At 68.0% G+C, this 14,250-nt stretch carries 11 protein-coding genes; 9 read left to right on the top strand and 2 right to left on the bottom strand.

The window, feature by feature from the left end; genetic code table 11:
* Positions 1-79: 79 nt before the first annotated feature.
* The 6 genes from nirB to FDW83_RS05220 all read left to right on the top strand — a co-directional run bounded on the left by nirB (position 80) and on the right by FDW83_RS05220 (position 7,108).
* Entirely contained in the window at positions 80-2,710 is a 2,631-nt protein-coding gene (gene nirB / locus FDW83_RS05245; protein ID WP_138136548.1) for a nitrite reductase large subunit NirB, read from the top strand.
* Between the two features lie 2 nt (positions 2,711-2,712).
* Entirely contained in the window at positions 2,713-3,747 is a 1,035-nt protein-coding gene (cobA, locus tag FDW83_RS05240; RefSeq protein ID WP_138136547.1) for a uroporphyrinogen-III C-methyltransferase, read from the top strand.
* Between the two features lie 14 nt (positions 3,748-3,761).
* Positions 3,762-4,910, top strand: coding sequence for a uroporphyrinogen-III synthase (locus FDW83_RS05235; RefSeq protein ID WP_138136546.1), 1,149 nt, complete (start codon positions 3,762-3,764; stop codon positions 4,908-4,910).
* Between the two features lie 214 nt (positions 4,911-5,124).
* On the top strand, positions 5,125-5,982 hold the full coding sequence (locus FDW83_RS05230; protein ID WP_138136545.1) for an FAD-dependent oxidoreductase: 858 nt from the start codon (positions 5,125-5,127) through the stop codon (positions 5,980-5,982).
* A gap of 94 nt (positions 5,983-6,076) precedes the next feature.
* Positions 6,077-6,793: a deoxyribose-phosphate aldolase gene (gene deoC, locus FDW83_RS05225; RefSeq protein ID WP_138136544.1), complete on the top strand. Its 717-nt coding sequence runs from the start codon at positions 6,077-6,079 to the stop codon at positions 6,791-6,793.
* A 54-nt stretch (positions 6,794-6,847) separates the two neighbouring features.
* Positions 6,848-7,108: a hypothetical protein gene (locus FDW83_RS05220; RefSeq protein ID WP_138136543.1), complete on the top strand. Its 261-nt coding sequence runs from the start codon at positions 6,848-6,850 to the stop codon at positions 7,106-7,108.
* 149 nt (positions 7,109-7,257) lie between these two features.
* On the opposite strand, the gene FDW83_RS05215 is transcribed toward FDW83_RS05220, so the two are convergent.
* Both FDW83_RS05215 and mfd read right to left on the bottom strand, forming a co-directional pair.
* Complete coding sequence (locus FDW83_RS05215) at positions 7,258-8,070, bottom strand: metal-dependent hydrolase (RefSeq protein ID WP_138136542.1); 813 nt, start codon at positions 8,068-8,070, stop codon at positions 7,258-7,260.
* Positions 8,071-8,076: 6 nt separating this feature from the next.
* Complete coding sequence (gene mfd, locus FDW83_RS05210) at positions 8,077-11,739, bottom strand: transcription-repair coupling factor (RefSeq protein ID WP_138136541.1); 3,663 nt, start codon at positions 11,737-11,739, stop codon at positions 8,077-8,079.
* A gap of 202 nt (positions 11,740-11,941) precedes the next feature.
* Here mfd and FDW83_RS05205 point away from each other — a divergent pair, with 202 nt between their 5' ends.
* The 3 genes from FDW83_RS05205 to FDW83_RS05195 are packed head-to-tail and all read left to right on the top strand — an operon-like array spanning position 11,942 to position 14,215.
* Positions 11,942-13,447 (top strand): SDR family oxidoreductase, encoded by a 1,506-nt coding sequence (locus tag FDW83_RS05205; protein ID WP_138136540.1) that lies wholly within the window; start codon positions 11,942-11,944, stop codon positions 13,445-13,447.
* A gap of 44 nt (positions 13,448-13,491) precedes the next feature.
* On the top strand, positions 13,492-13,989 hold the full coding sequence (locus FDW83_RS05200; RefSeq protein WP_138136539.1) for a DUF2505 domain-containing protein: 498 nt from the start codon (positions 13,492-13,494) through the stop codon (positions 13,987-13,989).
* 4 nt (positions 13,990-13,993) lie between these two features.
* Positions 13,994-14,215 (top strand): SCO4848 family membrane protein, encoded by a 222-nt coding sequence (locus FDW83_RS05195; RefSeq protein ID WP_138136538.1) that lies wholly within the window; start codon positions 13,994-13,996, stop codon positions 14,213-14,215.
* Positions 14,216-14,250: the final 35 nt, after the last annotated feature.

Genomic DNA, 14,250 nt, shown 5'->3' with positions numbered 1-14,250 from the left:
CTGCCTCTCCCTAGTCTGGTTGGACACTCGTCAGTGAAGGCCGCGCATTACTGCCTGCGGCCCATGCGAAAGGCCCATCGTGACCGAACAGACTTCAAACACCGGGACTCCGCGCCGCATCGTCGTCGCCGGCGGCGGCCCCGCGGCCCACCGTTTTGCGGACGCCATGCATGCCCGCGGCCTCGATGGCTGGCATGTCACGGTCCTCACCGAGGAAGTGCATTTCCCCTACGACCGCGTTGCCCTCTCCAAGGCCCTCACCGACACCGGCGTTGACCTGACCCTCGGGTCCGCCTCCATGTGGGACCACGAAGCGCTGACCCTGAAGACCGGCGAGCGCGTGGTCAGGATCAACGCCGAAGCGAAGACGGTGGAAACCGCCGCCGGCAACAGCTACCCCTACGACGAACTGGTGGTGGCCACCGGCTCCGATGCCATGCGCCTGCCGCTCCCCGGTGCTGAGCATGCCCACGTCTACCGGACCCTTGAGGACGTCTGGGCCATCAACAAGGCCATTGCCGACCTCACCGGAAAGCTTGGCCGCAAAATCAATGCCGTCACCATCGGCGGCGGCCTTCTGGGCCTCGAATCGGCGGCCGGCACCGAGCAGCTGGGCGCCACCCCCATCGTTATCAACGGGGCCCCCTGGCTGATGAACACGCAACTTGACGAGGGTGCAGGCCAGGCCCTGGGCCGCCTGATCGAGGCGAAAGGCTTCGAGGTGCACGGCGGCGTCTTCCCGTCCGAGATTTTGACGGACGACGACGGCCAGGTCACCGGTGTGCTGATGGCCGATGAGCGCATCATTCCGGCGGACATCGTGATCGTGGCCATCGGCGTGCGGCCCCGTGATGAACTCTTCCGCGCCGCCGAGGGGGAGGAACAGGTGTTCAGCCTGGGCCCCCGCGGCGGCGTGGTCATCAACGACTACTGCGCCACAGAGGTCCCGGGGATCTGGGCCATCGGCGAAGTAGCCAACTTCGGCGGCATGTGCCTTGGCCTGGTGGCTCCTGCCAACACCATGGCCGAGATTGTGGCCGACCGGCTGCACGGTGGAGACGCCACGTTCCCCGGCTTTGACACCGCCACCAAGCTGAAGCTTTCCGGCGTGGACGTGGCCAGCTTCGGTGACGCCTTCGCCAAGACCGAGCACGCCCTCGAAATCGTCTACGCCGACCCCGCCCGCGGCGTCTACCAGAAAATCGTCACCACCGACGACGCCAAGACCCTGCTCGGCGGCATTTTCGTGGGCGACGCCTCACCGTACATGAGCCTGCGCCCGCTCCTTGGCCGCGAACTGCCCGCCGAACCCGGCGCGTTTCTCAGCGCCGCGGGCGGCGGGGACGCACCCGAAACCGAACTTCCCGACGACGCCACCCTGTGCTCCTGCAACAACGTCACCGCCGGAAGCATCCGCGACGCCATCAACGGCTGCGGTGCCTGCGAGGGCAACGCCCCGGTCCAGGAGCTCGGCGAACTGAAGGGCTGCACCCGTGCCGGCACGCAGTGCGGTTCCTGCGTGCCCATGCTCAAGAAATTGCTGGAAACCGAACTCACCAAGTCCGGCGTCGAGGTTTCCAGGGCCCTGTGCGAGCACTTCGAACTGTCCCGCCAGGAACTGTTCGACGCCATCCGCGTCCTGGAACTCACCTCGTTCGAAGAGATCCTGGCGAAGTACGGCACCGGCGCGGGCTGCGACATCTGCAAGCCCACGATTGCCAACATCCTGGCCAGCCAGAACAGCGCCTACGTGCTGGATGCCGGCCGCGGCACGCTGCAGGACACCAATGACCGTGCGCTGGCGAACATGCAGAAGGACGGCACGTACTCGGTGGTGCCGCGCATCGCCGGCGGCGAGATCACGCCCAGGAAGCTCGGCGTCATCGCCGCCGTGGCGGAGAAGTACAACCTGTACACCAAGATCACCGGCGGCCAGCGGATCGACATGTTCGGTGCCCGGCTGGAGCAGCTTCCCGAAATCTGGAAGGAACTCGTTGACGCCGGCTTCGAGTCCGGGCAGGCCTACGGCAAGAGCCTGCGCACCGTAAAGTCCTGCGTCGGATCAACCTGGTGCCGGTTCGGCGTCCAGGACTCCGTGGCCATGGCCATCAAGCTGGAACTGCGCTACCGCGGCCTCCGCAGCCCGCACAAGCTGAAGATGGGCGTTTCCGGCTGCGCCCGGGAATGTGCCGAGGCGCGGGGCAAGGACGTGGGCGTCATCGCCACCGCGGACGGCTGGAACCTGTACGTCGGCGGGAACGGCGGCGCCACCCCGGCGCACGCCCAACTGCTCGCGAAGGACCTTGATGACGAGACGCTGGTCAAATACATCGACCGCTACTTCATGTACTACATCCGCACTGCCGACCGCCTGCAGCGCACGGCCCGGTGGCAGGAAGAGCTTGACGGCGGCATCAAGCACGTCGAGGATGTGGTGGTCAAGGACACCCTGGGCATCGCCGCGGACCTCGAGGCCGCCATGGCCAAGCACGTGGACACGTACATCGACGAGTGGGCGGACACCCTCAAGGACCCGGAGCGCCTCCGCCGCTTCCGTTCCTTCGTCAACGCCCCGGACCAGAAGGACGACTCCATCACCTTCGTCCCGGACGAGCGCGGCCAAATGCGGCCGGCCACCCCGGAGGAAAAGGGCAAGGTCCTCCTCGGCACGTCCATCTCAGTCCGGTCCGGCAACGAAAACGAGGTGTAGGCATGCAGCTCAGCATTGATCTCACTGGCCGCGAGGTCCTGGTCACCGGCTCGGACACCGCAGCACGGCAGGCAGTGCGCCGCTACGAAGCCGCGGGCGCCGTCGTCCACCGCCTCAGCACCCCGCAGGGTGCCGCGCATGACGGACCGCTGCCCGAACGGCCGTTCCTCGTGGCCGCGGTCGACGACGGCCAGCCCGGCTGGGACGCCCTCCTTGGCCGCTGCCGGGAGTCCGGGATTCCGGTGGCCGCCGAACCCGCCGCCGGCCCCGCCGGGCATGTCACCCTGGTGGGCGGCGGCCCCGGCACCACGGAACTCCTCACCGTCGCCGCCGTGAAGGCCCTGCGGGATGCCGACGTGGTGTTCTACGACCGGCTCGCTCCGTACCAGGAACTGCCGTCCCTCACCTCCGCCGAGTTGGTGGACGTGGGCAAGAAGCCCGGCCACCACAAGGTGAGCCAGGCGGACATCGAAAAGCTCATGGTGGAAAGCGCGCTGGCCGGCAACAACGTGGTGCGCCTCAAGGGCGGCGACCCCTACGTTTTCGGCCGTGGCGGCGAAGAAGTGGCGGCCTGCGTGGCCGCCGGCGTCAAGGTCCACGTAGTTTCCGGCGTCACCAGCGCCATCTCCGTCCCGGCGGCGGCAGGGATCCCTGTCACGCACCGCGAAGTGAGCCACATGTTCACCGTAGTTTCCGGGCATGCGCCGCTCACGGAAAAGGAGCACCGGCACCTCGCCGGGCTGGGCGGAACCATCGTGGTGCTGATGGGCATCGGAACCCTGCACCAGCTGGCGGCAGGACTGCGCCGGGCCGGGATGCACCCGGACATGCCCATGGCCGTGGTGGAGCGCGGCTACCGCCCCGGGCAGCGCACCACCATCGCAAGCCTGGGCACCATCGCCGCCGCCGCCGCCGGCTGCAGCAACCCGGCCGTGCTGGTCATAGGCGAGGTGGTCCGGGTGGCCGAAGCCAACCGCGGCCATGCTGAGGCCGCCGCCGACTTGGACAGGCTGGCGGCCTCGCTGCTCGGTTCGTGAAAGGATTAACCCCCATGACTGCACTTGCACCGGCCGAAGCCGCCCAGGCGGAGGAAGCAACCGACGCCGCGGAGGCCCCGCTTGAGGGCTTCCGCATCGGCGTCACGTCCCACCGGCGCTCGCGGGACCTGATCGAGGCCCTGGAGCGCCGCGGCGCCGAGGTGCTGCACGCCCCGGCGCTGAAGATCGCGCCCGTGCAGGAGGACGTGCACCTCATCGAGGACACCCGGGCCATTATCGCCGCCAAGCCGGACCTCTGCATCGCCACCACGGCATACGGGATGCGGCGCTGGTGCGAGGCCGCCGACTCCTTCGGCATCGGCGACGAACTGCTGGACACGCTGGGCTCGTGCCGGATGTTCGTCCGCGGGCCCAAAGCCCGCGGCGCCGTGCGCGCGGCCGGCCTTGCCGACGTCGGAATCAGCAGTGACGAAACCACTGCAACACTGGTGGACATGATCCTGGCCGAGGGCGTCCGCGGCAAGACGGTCGCCGTGCAGCTGCACGGCTACACCGATGTCCGGCAGCTGGAGCGCCTGCGGATGTCCGGCGCCACAGTCCTGACCGTCACGCCCTACCGCTGGGTAAAGCCCGACGGCGAGGACAAGCTTCCGCGGCTCATCGACGCCGCCTGCAGCGGAAACCTGGACGTCCTTACCTTCACCAGCGCGCCCGCCGTCGACGCCATGTGGAGCACCGCGCACGAGATGGGCGTCTACAAGCAGCTCATTGAAAGCCTCAAGACGAACGTCACTACCGCCGTGGTGGGCCCGGTGACCGCGCAGCCGCTGCTGGACGCCGGGGTGACGCCGCTGATCCCGGAACGCTTCCGCATGGGCGCGCTCATCCGGCTGGTGTGCGAGCACCTGGCACTGAACCACGTCCGGCGGCTGGATACCCGGTCCGGGAACATCGAGCTCCGGGGGCGCAGCCTGCGCATCGACGGCCAGCCCGTTGAACTCGCACCGGCACCGCTGCTGCTCCTGCGGGCGCTGCTTGGCGCCGGCGGCGCGGTCCTGTCCCGGGAATCGCTCTCGGACCTGCTCGAACTGCGCGGCTCGGTCCATGCATTGGACATGACAGTCAGCCGGCTGCGGTCATCGCTGCCGGACGGACGCCTGGTGGAAACCGTGGTCAAACGGGGCTACCGCATCCGCGTCTAGCGCCGTTCCGCATCCCGGTCCGGAAGGGACGTGTGTCTGCTGCCTGCCGGATGAGAGCCGCGTCACGGGTTCTGTTACCGGCCGGTAAAAACTGGCGAACGCACCCCTCCCGGACCGGCAACGGAGGGGAAACACAACGGTAAAAGCGCCTCCCTACGCTGGGTTCATCACGAAGTTCCGGCCGTTCCGCGGCCGCCAGCGAAAGGGCCAGCACATGTCCGCTCCGGCACCCTCCACGTCCACCTCCTCCACCCGCATCGTCATCGCCGGCGCCGGCCCGGCCGCCCAGGCCCTGGTCACGCAACTGGACCGCGCCCGGTTCGCCGGCAGCATCACGATGCTCAGCAACCGCGATGACACGCCCGAAGAACTGCTGGAACTGGCGCTGCTCCCCCAGGTTTCGGTTCGGTTCGGCCAGCCGGCCAGCCACATCGACGCCGTCAACCGCACCGTCGCCACGGCCGACGGCATGGAGTTCGCATACGACCAGCTGGTGATCGCCACCGGATCCGCGCCGGTTGCCAGTCCGGTGGAGGGGGCATCCCAGTGCCTGAGCTACTCCACCATCGATGACGCCGCACGCATCGCCGAGGCCGTGGGGGAAGTGACGCGGGAGCTGGGCCGGCGCCCGCTGGGGATCCTCGTGGGCAACGGCGCGGCAGCGGGCCAGGCCGAAGCGGTCCTCCGCGCCCGGGGTGTCCGGCCCGTCCGCACCACCGCCCGCCCGGCCGCCGTCGTTCCCGGCCAGTCCGTCTCCGGGCTCGCCGCCTCCGCCGTGATTTTCGAGGACGGCAGCAGCATGAGCGGCGACTTGGTGGTCCTGGCCGAGGAGCGGGTGGCCCGCGACGGCCTCGCCTCCAGCGCAGGACTGCGGACAGCGGCCAACGGCGGAATCGTGATCAGCCAGGACTTCCGGACGTCCGTCCCCGGCATCTGGGCTATCGGTGACGCAGCGGCGTTCGACGGCGTCCGGCTGGGCCTGCTGGTGGCGGCGGCATCCGCTGCCGGAGCATGCGCAACTCAGCTGCTGGCCGCGGCCTCCGCCGGACCGGCCCTGCAGGCGGCCGCCTAGTCCTGGCCCGGAGGCGGCCGGCTGCTGTGACAAGATGGTTCCCGAACCGAGTCAAGGACATACCGGGCCCCACAGGGCCCCGGAGAGGACCATCATGAGCAACGAAGCCACGCCTTCTGTTCAACCGGCCGCCGCTGTTGCCGGGGGCATCGCCTCCTACATCGACCACACCCTGCTCAAGCCCGAGGCGTCCGAAGCCGACGTCCTGAAAGTCTGCTCGGAAGCTGCGGAGTACGGCTTCAAGTCGGTGTGCGTCAACCCTGTCTGGGTCAAGACCGTCAAGAAGGTGCTGAAGGGCTCCGGGGTCCTCACCTGCTCGGTGGTGGGTTTTCCCCTTGGTGCAACGCCGACCGACGTCAAGGCCTTCGAAGCGCGCGGTGCCGTGCTTGACGGCGCGGACGAGGTGGACATGGTCATCAACATCGCCGCGGCCCGGGCCGAAGACAAGGGCGCGCTGGTCGAGGACATCACGGCGGTGGCCGAGTCCGTCCATTCCAGCGGCGCCATCCTGAAGGTGATCATCGAGACCGCTTTGCTCACGGACAGCCAGAAGGTCCTCGCCTGCCAAGCGGCAGTGGAAGCGGGCGCCGACTTCGTCAAGACCTCGACCGGCTTCAACGGCGGTGGCGCCACGGTTGAAGATATCGCCCTGATGCGCAAAACCGTAGGGCCGGACCTGGGCGTCAAGGCATCCGGCGGAGTGCGGTCGCTTGCTGACGCGCAGGCTATGATTGCTGCAGGTGCAACACGTATTGGTGCCAGCTCCGGCATTGCCATCGTCAAGGGTGAACAGGGTTCATCGACCTACTGACGGCAGGCCGGACGCCGCCGCAGATTGAGCCCCGCGGGGCTGAGGAGGAACTTCATGTCCAGCAACATCAACGCGTCCCGCCAGGACATTCCGAACGAGGGCCCTGTCCAGACGCCCCAGAACGAGAACAAGCTGGGGGCCAGCATCCTCGCCTTCGTGGTCTGCATCGCCCTGTTCTTCGGTGCCGTTTACTCCCTGTCCTTCCTCACCCTGGACAACATCTGGCCCATGGCCGTCTGCATTGTGCTGTTCGCGCTGGCCTTCTGGATTCCCCAGGCCATTCTTGGCCGCTCGGACTCCGCGGGCGAGCACTAACCCCAACTGGCTAAGGAGCACCAGCTGCCGTCTTGGCGGCCCAAAACGGCAGCTGCTGCTACCCAGTTGGGACCGCCGACGTAAAGAAGTAAGGAAGGCCCCCGGGGCGCTGTGATGTGATCACCGCCCCGGAGGCCTTGTGCATTTTCCTAGAACCAGAGCCTGGTCCAGGCGACAGCCGCGTCCGCCACGCGCGTCCACTGGCCCTGGGCGATGGACCAGCCGGCCATGGCCAGGCCCACCATCGCGTAGGCACTCACGGGAATCAGCACCAGCCATTCACGCTTGGAGCCGGCCCGGCCGAGGAGCGGCAGGGACAGCGCCCCGTTGGGCCGCCAGACGTTGCGCAGCAGGGGAACCTTCCGCAGCAGCCTGGGCGGCCGGACCACCAGGGGCCACAGCAGCGGCACTCCCCCGGTGGTGATGAGGTCGCCGACGATGTGCACCACAACACCGATGAGCATGGACATGGGCAGCCACGTCCACTGTTCGGGTGCGTACACGGTGACCAGTCCTGCCATGACCAGCGCGAAGATCCAGTTGCTCAGGAACCCGGCCTTGGGAAAGAGCTTAAGGGCCTTGGCCGCGATGTTGATCAGGAACATGCACAGCAGCCCGGCGCCGACGGACAGCAGCCCCCAGGGTGTCTCCAGCTGGAACCGGGACGCCAACACGGCAAGGAACACAAAAACAGCGCCACCCAGGATGGAGTGCGTGCCCTGGCGGTGTCCTCCGCTGGCGTTTTCGATGCCCCGCGCAATCGCGTTGGAAAGCGGCGGCAGGGAGTGCGCCACCGTGCTGGACCGGTGGTCCCAGTCGCAGACCAGGGCAGTGCCGGCCGTGGCCATTCCGCCGATGAGGATCCCCGTGGGATCCAGCGGGTACCAGCCCAGGGTGTAGGGCCCCGTGGACGCAACAGCCACCCACGCCGCGGCTCCCGACGCGGCGTGGTGTCCCCCCATCACCGGTCAGGCCCCGGCTGATGAAACAGAAAGCGGCTGGTCCGAGAAAATGTTCCGGATGACGCCGTCGGCCCACTCCAGGATCTCCGCGTCCTGCAGGTCCCGGCCGCCGATCCTGGCTGTCTTGGGCTTGGGGATCAGTACCGCGTCGAGGGCAGGCTTGGGCTGGGACCCCGGATACATCCGGTTCAGCCTCATCACCTTGGACTCGGGCAGCTGCGCCGGGGAGAAACGGATGAAGTTGCCCTGGAGCGCGACGTCGGACAGGCCCGCCTCCCGGGCCGCCACCCGGAAGCGCGCCACCGCCACCAGGTTCTGTGCGGGCAGCGGCGGTTCGCCGTAGCGGTCCACCAGTTCCGCCAGGACCTCGTCGATGGCCTCGTTGGTGAGGGCCGCCGCCAGTTTGCGGTAGGCCTCCAGTCGCAGCCGTTCGCCGGGCACGTAGTCATGCGGCAGGTGCGCGTTCACCGGCAGCTCGATCTTCATCTCCGCTGCCTTCTCCTCGGCCTCGCCGCGGAAGTCCGCCACGGCCTCGCCCACCAGCCGGATGTACAGGTCGAAGCCCACGCCCTGGATGTGGCCGGACTGTTCGCCGCCCAGCAGGTTGCCGGCACCGCGGATCTCGAGGTCCTTCATGGCCAGCTGCATGCCGGCGCCCAGTTCGTTGTGGCTGGCTACGGCCTTGAGCCGTTCCAGTGCCACCTCGTTCAGCGGTTTCTCCGAGGGGTAGAGGAAGTAGGCGTAGGCCCGCTCGCGGCCGCGGCCCACGCGCCCGCGGAGCTGATGGAGCTGGGACAGTCCGTACTTGTCCGCGCCGTCCACGATCAAGGTGTTCGCGTTGGAAATGTCCAGGCCGGTTTCAATGATGGTGGTGCACACCAGCACGTCGAAGCGCCGCTCCCAGAAGTCCACGATGATCTGCTCCAGGCGGCTCTCGGACATTTTGCCGTGGGCCACCTCCACCCGGGCTTCCGGCACAAGCTCGCGGATCTTCGCGGCGGTGCGTTCGATGGTGGACACCCTGTTATGGACCAGGAACACCTGGCCCTCGCGCATCAGTTCACGGCGGATTGCCGCGGTGGTCTGCTTGTCCGTGTAGGGTCCCACGTAGGTCAGGACCGGGTGGCGTTCCTCCGGAGGGGTGGCCAGGGTGGAGGTTTCCCGGATGCCCGTCAGCGACATCTCCAGCGTGCGGGGAATCGGGGTGGCGCTCATTGCCAGCACATCCACGTTGGTGCGCATTTTCTTCAGCGCTTCCTTGTGTTCCACGCCAAAGCGCTGTTCCTCGTCCACGATCACCAGGCCCAGGTCCTTGAACTCGAAGTCCTTGGACAGCAGCCGGTGCGTGCCGATCACCACGTCCACGCTGCCGTTCTTGACGCCTTCCGCCGTCTCCTTGGCTTCCTTGGCCGCCTGGAAGCGGGACAGCGGCTTGACCCGCAGCGGGAAGCCGGAGAACCGCTCGGTGAAGGTTTCGTAGTGCTGCTGGGCCAGGAGGGTAGTGGGCACCAGCACGGCCACCTGCTTGCCGTCCTGCACCGCCTTGAACGCCGCGCGCACGGCAATCTCGGTCTTGCCGTAGCCGACGTCGCCGGAGACCAGCCGGTCCATGGGGATCTCCCGCTCCATGTCCGCCTTGACCTCATTGATGGTGGTCAGCTGGTCCGGCGTCTCCACGTACGGAAACGCCTCCTCAAGTTCCCGCTGCCAGGGCGTGTCCGGGCCGAAGGCATGGCCACGGGAGGCCATCCGTGCCGAGTACAGCCGGATCAGCTCGCCGGCGATCTCCTTGACGGCTTTCCGTGCCTTGGACTTGGTGCTGGCCCAGTCGGCGCCGCCCATCTTGCTCAGGACGGGAGTGTCGCCGCCCACGTAGCGCGTGACCTGGTCCAGCTGGTCCGTGGGGACGAACAACCGGTCCCCCGGTGCGCCGCGCTTGGACGGCGCGTATTCCAGGACCAGGTACTCCCGCACGCCGTCGCCGCCGCCGGACACCTTGCGCTGGATGAGTTCCACGAACCGGCCGATGCCGTGCTGCTCGTGGACCACGTGGTCCCCCGCCACCAGCTGCAGCGGGTCCACGGCGTTGCGCCGCTTGGACGGCATCCTCCGCATGTCCTTGGTGGACGCCGCGGAAGTGCGGCCCAGCAGGTCGGCTTCCGTGAGCAGGCCCAGCTTCAGGCCGTCCAGGACAAAACCGCGTCCGACGGCGGCAGTGGTCACCTCGATGATGCCCGGCTGGGGTTCGTGGTCCAGGCTGTCGACGCGCGCACAGGGGATGTCGGCGTCGTGGAAGAGCTCGGCCAGGCGCTGCGCAGGGCCGGGACCCTCAGTGGCCACCACTACCCGCCACTGGTCGCGCACGTGGGAGCCGATGAAATCCATCATTTCCGCCACGTCGCCCTGGTAGCCCCGGGGCTCGCGGGCGTGCAGGTTGAGGACGTCGACCTCCGGGAGCAGTTCCTCATCCTGGGCGAGCGAGGTGATGGACCACCAGGAGACACCGTGCTCCAGGGAGGTGGCGCGGGTCTCCGCAAGGGAGCGGAAGCTGGCGGAGTGAAGCGCCGCCGTGGCCTGGGAGCTCAGGTCCAGGGGCGCAGCCCCGCCGTCGGACGCCGTGGACCAGGCCGCCTCGAGGAACTCCTCGTTGGTGGCGGCAAGGTCATGGGCACGGGTCCGGACCTTCTCCGGCTCGATGACAACGGCAATGGAGTCGCCGGGCAGCTGGTCCACGAACGGGACCATGGCGTCCACCAGCACCGGCGCCAGGGATTCCATGCCTTCCACGGCGATGCCGCCGGCGATCTTTTCCAGCATGTCGGCCGCGGCCGGCAGCTGCGCCTTGAGGGTGGCGGCCCGGGACATCACGGACGGGGTGATGAGGATTTCGCGGCACGGCGGCGCGTGCAGCCCGGTCGGATGGTGGATGCCGGGTGCGGAGAGCGAGCGCTGGTCGGCCACGGCAAACCAGCGCATCTGGTCCACCTCGTCGCCGAAGAACTCCACGCGGATGGGATGGTCCTCGGTGGGCGGGAAAACGTCGATGATGCCGCCGCGCACGGCAAACTCGCCGCGGTGCGTCACCATGTCCACCCGGGCATAGGCGGCGTCGGCGAGGCTTTTCACAACGTTCGTGAACGGGATGTCCTGACCCACCTTCAGCGTGACCGGCACAAGGTCTCCCAGGCCGGCCACAACGGGCTGGACCACGGCGCGGACGGGAGCCACCACCACGCGGAGGCGTCCCGCCGTCGAACTTTCCGGATGCGCCAACCGGCGGAGGACCGACAACCGCCGCCCAACCGTGTCCGAGCGCGGCGAAAGGCGTTCGTGCGGCAGCGTCTCCCAGCTCGGAAATTCCGCCACCGCGTCAGCGGGCAGGTAGGCGCGCAACGCCGCCGCCAGGTCCTCAGCCTCGCGGCCCGTGGCGGTGACGGCCAGCACCACGCCCGGCTCACCGCCATCGGACGCGGCCTGCAGACCGTCAGCCATTTCCGCAAGCAGCACGGGACGAAGCCCCGCCGGGGCGCTGATCTGGTAGTCCTGCCCACGCACGGCGAAACCCCTGGCAGCCTCCGCCCTGACCCGGGCGAAAGTCTGGTCCGAGGCAAGGACGCGGCGCAGTCCGTCCAGCGACGGGCCGTGTGAGGAGGGGCCGGATTGGCTCATGGCAGAAGCTCCTGGGGTGTTCTTTGGTATCGCAGGCAACGCGAAAACCCGAAATTCGCTGTGAATCCCGGGTAACCTCCAGCCTACCCCGCACCGCTGACATCCCGGGCAGGCGCCTAAGCTGGCAGGGCAACGCCATGTCAGCCGAGGGCCGTCCACCCGGGCGTCCGCTCCGAACCGCTCAGGACGAACAGGAGCCAGCATGAACGGAATCAATACCGAATGCTTCCCGAAAACAGTCCTGGTGACCGGCGCAACCGGTTACATCGGCGGCCGGCTGGTGCCCAGGCTCCTTGAGGCAGGCCACACCGTGAAAGTGCTGGTGCGCTCGCCGGACAAGATCGCAGGGGTGCCGTGGCGGGACAGTGTGGAGGTGGTGGTAAGCAGCCTCGACGACGGCAACACGCTGCGGAAGTCGCTGGCCGGCGTCGACGTCTTTTACTATCTGGTCCACTCCATGGCCGCCGGGGCCGGCTTCGAAGCCAAGGAAAAAAGGATGGCCGCGATAGCCGCCCAGGCCGCGGCCGACGCCGGGGTACACAGGATCGTCTACCTGGGCGGCCTGCACCCCAAGGACGTGGAACTGTCCACCCACATGCGGTCCCGGGAAGCCGTGGGCCAGCTGTTCCTGGACAGCCCGCTGGATGCCATCGTGTTCCAGGCAGGGGTGGTGATCGGCTCCGGCTCGGCGTCCTTTGAGATGATCCGGCACCTGGCCGAGACGCTGCCGCTGATGCCGGCGCCCAGCTGGGTGCGGAACAGGATCGAAGCGATAGCGGTCCGGGACGTCCTGTACTACCTGGTGGCTGCGGCCTCCCTGGACGGGCCCGTCAACCGGACCTTCGACATCGGTTGCCGCCAGGTGCTGACGTACGCCGGGATGATGCAGGAATATGCGGCCGAGGCCGGCCTCCCCTACCGCGTGGTGCTCGCCCTGCCCGTCCCCGCCCCCAAGCTCGCCGGCATGTGGGTGGCCCTGACCACGCCCATTCCGTTGGCCATGGCGTTCCCCCTGGTCCAGTCCCTGCAGCATGACGCCGTATCCGGCGAGCATGACATTGACCAATACATTCCAGAGCCCGACGGCGGGTTGACGCCTTACCGGACAGCCGTCGCCCTGGCGCTGGGCAAGGAACGGGACGGCCAGGTGGAGACTACCTGGGCCAACGCCGGGGTGGCATCCGATCCGCTGCCGAGCGACCCGGAGTGGGCGGGCCACAAGGTGTACATCGACGAACGGACGTTCCACGGGGACGTGGATCCGGACCACGTGTGGACGGTCATCGAGGGCATCGGCGGCCGGAACGGCTGGTACTCGCTGCCCCTTGCCTGGCAGGTCCGCGGCTGGCTGGACAAGCTGACCGGCGGCGCCGGGCTGCTGCGCGGACGCCGGCACCCCCATACTTTGGCCGCCGGCGAAGTGGTGGACTGGTGGCGGGTGGAGCGCATAGACCGGGGAAGGCTTCTGCGGCTCCGGGCGGAGATGCAGGCGCCCGGGCGGGCGTGGCTGGAACTGTCGGTGGATCCGGACGGAAACGGCAGCAGGTACCGGCAACGGGCCATCTTTTTCCCCAAAGGGCTCAGCGGGCGCCTGTACTGGCTGGCGGTCCTGCCGTTCCACAGCCTGATCTTCCCGGCAATGGCCCGGAACATCACCGGGGCGGCGCAAAAGCTCGTCGATGCAGAGCGTCAGGCCGCGACCCCGTAGGATGTCTTGAGTTAAATCCGTTCCCCGATCTCCCAGGAGGATCCATGGCCCTGAGCGCAACCACTTCCCTTCCGCACTCCGTAGACAGCGTTGCAGCTGTCCTGGTGAACGAGGACTTCCAGCGCCACGTCAGCCAGCTGGTGGGCGGAAACCTGGAATCCTTCACCGTTGACGGCGACGTCGCCGGCGGCTTCAGCGCCACCTCGGTGCGCACCCTGCCCACCACCCGTCTCCCCGAGATTGCCCGCAAGTTCGTCGGCGAGCACCTGAAGGTGACGCAGGTGGAAAACTGGAGCGCCCCCGCCGCCGACGGGTCCCGCCAGAGCAATATCTCCCTCAAGATCGCCGGTGCGCCCGTGGACGTCACCGCCGTCCAGCGCCTGGTGGCCGAGGCCAGCGGAACGCGCGTTGAGCTTGAAGGCGAGGTCAAGTCCTCCGTACCGTTCCTGGGCGGCAAGATCGCCGATGCTGCCGAGCCGATGGTTGCCAAGGCCCTCAACCTGCAGGCCAAGCAGGCGCAGGCCTGGCTGGAAAGCCACTGATACCGTGGAGCTGCCCGTTTTCGCTGCGCTCGTCCTGATCGTGGCAGGCGTCTGGTCCCTGGTGGTCTGGCCGCAGTTCCTGCGCCGGGTCATGAAGGATCCCCGCGCCCGTGACTCCTCCGGCAAGGCGACCAAGTTCCTTACCGTGCACGTGGTGCTCGTAAGCATCTCCATGGTGCTGGGGGCAGCCACGGCCCTCATCGGCATCATGGGACTGTTCGGCTAGTCCCCCTGCAGAAAAGGCTCTCCTCCCGCCGGGAA

The organism is Pseudarthrobacter sp. NamE2 (assembly GCF_005796205.1).
GTDB lineage: Bacteria > Actinomycetota > Actinomycetes > Actinomycetales > Micrococcaceae > Arthrobacter.
The sequence above is the reverse complement of the archived record's forward strand: the minus strand, read 5'-3'. Positions and strand labels throughout refer to the sequence as shown.